This is a genomic window from Sulfurovum sp. (assembly GCF_041562805.1).
Lineage (GTDB): Bacteria > Campylobacterota > Campylobacteria > Campylobacterales > Sulfurovaceae > Sulfurovum.
Map to the genome: position 1 here is coordinate 1 of NZ_JBFFOH010000179.1, position 4559 is coordinate 4559.

7 protein-coding genes are annotated in these 4559 nt (G+C 37.6%); 5 read left to right on the forward strand and 2 right to left on the reverse strand.

The window, feature by feature from the left end:
• Positions 1 to 115: 115 nt before the first annotated feature.
• From ABYK33_RS13920 to ABYK33_RS13935, 4 genes are all read left to right on the forward strand, one after another.
• Positions 116 to 682 (forward strand): L,D-transpeptidase family protein, encoded by a 567-nt coding sequence (locus tag ABYK33_RS13920; RefSeq protein WP_373033887.1) that lies wholly within the window; start codon positions 116 to 118, stop codon positions 680 to 682.
• A 9-nt stretch (positions 683 to 691) separates the two neighbouring features.
• Positions 692 to 1078: a hypothetical protein gene (locus ABYK33_RS13925; RefSeq protein WP_373033888.1), complete on the forward strand. Its 387-nt coding sequence runs from the start codon at positions 692 to 694 to the stop codon at positions 1076 to 1078.
• 22 nt (positions 1079 to 1100) lie between these two features.
• Complete coding sequence (locus ABYK33_RS13930; protein ID WP_373033889.1) at positions 1101 to 1694, forward strand: murein L,D-transpeptidase family protein; 594 nt, start codon at positions 1101 to 1103, stop codon at positions 1692 to 1694.
• 106 nt (positions 1695 to 1800) lie between these two features.
• The gene (locus ABYK33_RS13935; RefSeq protein WP_373033890.1) at positions 1801 to 2328 is read left to right on the forward strand and encodes a DUF1566 domain-containing protein; all 528 of its coding nucleotides are present in this window, start codon (positions 1801 to 1803) and stop codon (positions 2326 to 2328) included.
• A gap of 9 nt (positions 2329 to 2337) precedes the next feature.
• On the opposite strand, the gene ABYK33_RS13940 is transcribed toward ABYK33_RS13935, so the two are convergent.
• The gene (locus tag ABYK33_RS13940) at positions 2338 to 3114 is read right to left on the reverse strand and encodes a UDP-N-acetylmuramate dehydrogenase (protein WP_373033891.1); all 777 of its coding nucleotides are present in this window, start codon (positions 3112 to 3114) and stop codon (positions 2338 to 2340) included.
• Complete coding sequence (locus tag ABYK33_RS13945; RefSeq protein ID WP_373033892.1) at positions 3115 to 3978, reverse strand: menaquinone biosynthesis family protein; 864 nt, start codon at positions 3976 to 3978, stop codon at positions 3115 to 3117.
• 173 nt (positions 3979 to 4151) lie between these two features.
• Here ABYK33_RS13945 and ABYK33_RS13950 point away from each other — a divergent pair.
• The coding region (locus ABYK33_RS13950) for an ATPase domain-containing protein (RefSeq protein WP_373033893.1) at positions 4152 to 4559 on the forward strand (408 nt) is incomplete at its 3' end.

The window sequence follows — 4559 nt, forward strand, 5'->3', positions numbered from 1 at the left end:
GGTGTTTATCGCCCCTCCCCGCCTATTTACTATGCACTTTTCAAACTTTATTGATTTACCATTATCTAATTTGTGTTAAAATATATATTATATTATTAAAGGATTATCTGTTTAAATGAAATATATTTATGTATTTTTAATGGCGGCATTGTTCTTGACTGGTTGTGGTAGTGAGCCTGAAGTAAAAGGTGATCAGTATACATTAAAAGAATGTAAAGAAGAATTACTGGAAGCTGAAGATTTTTCTCAAGGTGAAAGTATAGATAAAATTGTTGTTGTTAAAAAAGAACGTAAAATGTACTTGTATAAAGATGGGAAGGTCCAGAGTACTCTTCCTGTCTCTTTAGGCAAAAATCCTGTAGGGCATAAGCAGCAACAAGGAGACAACAGAACACCTGAAGGTGAATTTTGGATTTCAAGAAAACTTTGTTCTCCTAAATATTATCGCTCTCTTTGTATCTCTTACCCTCGACCAGAAGATCAAGCCAGTGCGGCCAGAAGAGGTGTAAACCCGGGGGGAGCTGTTACGATTCATGCACAACCTACATGGAATGCAGATGGCAAAGGGGATGACTATACGCTTTCTCAAAATTGGACGCAAGGGTGTGTGGCTGTGACAAATTCTGCAATGAAAGAGTTATGGTATGCTGTACGTGAAGGTGTACCTATTGTTATACGATAAAGGGACATTGTGAGATATACACAAAAACAGATCGATAAATTCAATCGTCAAAAATATATAATAGAATTAGAGAAAATAAGTAAAAATCTTTTTCGTATGTTTCGAGATGAAAATGTATTTGCGCAGGATTTTGTGGTAAAATTTGGGCAACTTAAAAAGAAGTTTGATGAGAAAGAAGAAGTGCATCTTGAATCAGAGTATCATCAACAGCTTAAAGAGTATATAGTACGTATTCATGTAAGAACCTGTGTGGTAGAGGTATTTACAGATAAAGAATTTTCTGATATACGTGAGGCAGAGATGAGCAATTTGAATCGACTGCAGAAGTTAAAAAATGGTACGTCTTATAAGAAAGACAAACATAAATCTAAACGCCAAAATGAAGATTGGGGTTGATCTTGTTAGACAAAGGAAAAAAATGAAAATAAAATTGAGTATGATTGGGTTAACTATATCACTGTTCATCGTTGGTTGTGGCGATAATACCTATTATGGAAAGCTTGATAAAACACCGTATGCAACGAAAGAGTGCATCAGGGAATTGTCAAAAGGAGCAGAGATAGACCATAATAATAAGATAGACAAGATCGTTGTCTATAAGAAAAAAAGAATGATGTATGCCTACAAAGATGGTAAAGTTGTTGAAGAGTTTCGTATCTCTCTAGGTGCTAATGGTGGAGCCAATGGTGGTAATAAAGTAAAAGCAGGTGATTATAGAACACCAGAAGGTTCCTATAGTATTGTGAGAAAAAAATGTGATTCCAGACTCTATAAGTCTCTTATGATCTCTTACCCTAGCGAGGAAGATAAAGCTAGAGCACGTGCGAAAGGTGTAAATCCAGGTGGCTACATTACGATCCATGGACAACCTAAATGGAATGCTGATGGAAGAGGTGATAACTATACCCTTTCACGTGATTGGACCGAGGGATGTATGGCTGTACCAAATCTTGGGATGGATAAACTTTGGCGTGCAGTTGAAAAAGGTGTAAAAATAGAAATACATGCATAATCTATTGCCGTATGTGATATAATTTAAGATAATCTTCCAAATTTAGCTTGGTTTGATGAATCTTATATTATGATATTGAATAATATTGGATAACTAAGGAGAAAAAATGAAAAAAGTACTTATAGCTGCATGTGTTTCTATGTTAACAACTTTACTAATGGCTGGAGGAGATAAAGGTGCTACTCTAGCTCCTGTTGCTGGGATATCCTCTGCCCCTTGTAAAACAAATAATGTATATGTTGAAAACGATACAAAACTTATGTGGCAGGATCAAGCCTACACTGATGCTGAAATTGGAGCCACTAAACGTGGACATTCTGTAGGAAAAGCAGGTACACTTAGTCATGCTAGGAATTATTGTCGTACATTGAATTATTCTGGATATAGTGATTGGAGATTACCTACGTCAGAAGAATTAATGTATATGCATAATGCGCAAGATGATCCATTTGTTTATTCTAAGGGCTCTGATTTTTGGTCATCTACACCGGCAACAGAGAATAGATACTATGTTGTGTATGCTGCAGATGCACATAGGTATAAACGAAACCCTAGTGAGTCTAACTATATTAGATGTGTACGTTGTTTAGGTGAAGATACTGTACTTTTTGATGGATCAAAAAAAGCAAAATAGATTTTTTTATTAGAGGATCTTAATTTCTTCTACTAATTGGATATCAAATCTATTTAAAACTTCATTTTTCGCTAAGTCTATAAGAGACTTAGCTTCTTCAAATGTTCCCCCACCTAAATTAACCAAGAAATTGGCATGCACATTGCTCCATTGCATTTGACCTTGTCTTACCCCTTTTAATCCAACGGCCTCTATGAGTCGTCCCGCATAATCATCTTTAGGGTTTTTAAATGCTGAACCTGCACTTGGTTCATGAGGTTGATTAGAGCGTAAGTTGAGCAGATCTTTCAGGAGCTTTTTGTTAAAACCATGGTGTATTTTAAACCTGGCATGCGTGGCGATACCTTCTAGTTTAGCGAAACGATAACCATGCTCTATCTCTTTCGCTAAGATCCACTTGCCATTGATCTTGATGGAGTGTAAAATGTTAAATATCTCATACTCTTTGACCCCTGCATTCATGGCAAGCATACCTCCCAGTGTACCAGGAAGCTTGGAGCAAAATTCAAAACCCGCAACGTTATGTTTTTTGGCATAAGAGACTATACGTCCTGTAGGCATGGCTGCGCCAATAGTTAGTATATTTTCTTCTTGTGTGATAGTGGAAAAATCTTTAGAGAGCATCATAAGTGGAGGAGGTGCAGGGGATACAAGCAGGTTGTTTGCACCTCCGATGAGGTATCTGTCATTAGGAATCACATCTCCTTCTTCTCTCATAAGTACTTGAGTGGGTTGTCCCACCTTAATACTGGAGTATTTGGAGAAGTCTATGGTTTTAAAAAACATTTAGCTGTTCCGTAATGCTTCGTACTCTTTAGGTATTAAATAATCTACCGTTTTGATAGGTGATTCCCATAGACCATGTTTAAAGCCTATGTCATATAGTTTGTCCAGTGCTTTAAGTTGAAGGTCAGAGAGTTCAACAGATTCATCCGATGCATACATATCAAGATATTTTTTAAGCATTTCATCTGAGATACGTACGAGATTGTCTGCTTCAAGTTTGGCACAGAGTTCTTCTTTTTTATCGTTAGCCACTTTAACCCCATCTATCAGAATATCCTCTATCTCTATAGCACGGGTTAACGGCAAGCTCCTTCGTATAGCCATACCACCAAGAGGCAGGGGCAATCCTTCTCCCGCTAATTCCACCCAAATGTCCCATATCTCTTTTTCCACTTCCAGACTTTCATCAAAATCCAAGATGGACTCATGGATGAGGACCCCGGCATCTACTTTACCAGAGACAACTGCATCTTCAATTTCGAGAAAATCCATATAAACCGGTCTTGCGTCAGGGTAATAAATTCTGAAAAGCATGGCATTGGTTGTATATTTTCCAGAAAGGGCTACTTTAAAATTACGTTTGAGCTTTTTGTCTTTACGTCGTATGAGTTTCGGTCCATATCCTTCCCCAAAACTGACTGCCGTTCGCAGCAGGGCATATTCATTTTTTATCAGTGGGTACATACCAAAACTGATGGCCGAGACATCATAGGTGCCTTTAATCGCCTCCACGTTGAGGGTTTCAATGTCCAGCCCAATATTTTCAAAAGTATAGCCTTTGGTATCAACCCAACCAAATTTAATAGCAAAATACATAAAAATATCGTCTGCATCAGGGGAATGAGCTAATTGGATTGGGTTCATAGGCTAAGGTACTCACTTTGTTTAGTATAGATGTATTTTATCATTGTTTGTATTTGGGGTAACTTTTTGGTGAATTATATAAAAAACATGTCAATTTGACATATTTTTGTATCTTGTGTACGAAACGTATTAGAATGGTGCTAGAATTCAACATTAAGGTTAAGGATATGACAATGGCAATGGATGCAAACAAGCAAAAAGCACTGGACATGGCAATCAAACAAATTGACAAAACGTTTGGTAAAGGTACACTAATGAGACTGGGAGATAAAGAGTTTGAACCTATCGAGTCTATATCAACAGGGTCACTAGGGTTAGATATGGCTTTAGGGATAGGCGGTATCCCTCAAGGGCGTATTATAGAGATATATGGTCCTGAATCATCAGGAAAAACCACGCTTGCACTGCAGACGATCGCCTCGGCACAGAAAAAAGATATGGTGTGTGCATTTATAGATGCTGAACATGCATTGGATGTAGTATATGCTAAAAATCTAGGGGTAGATACAGATAATCTTTTGGTTTCACAACCAGACTTTGGGGAACAGGCTCTTGATGTTCTGGAAACACTGACCCGTTCA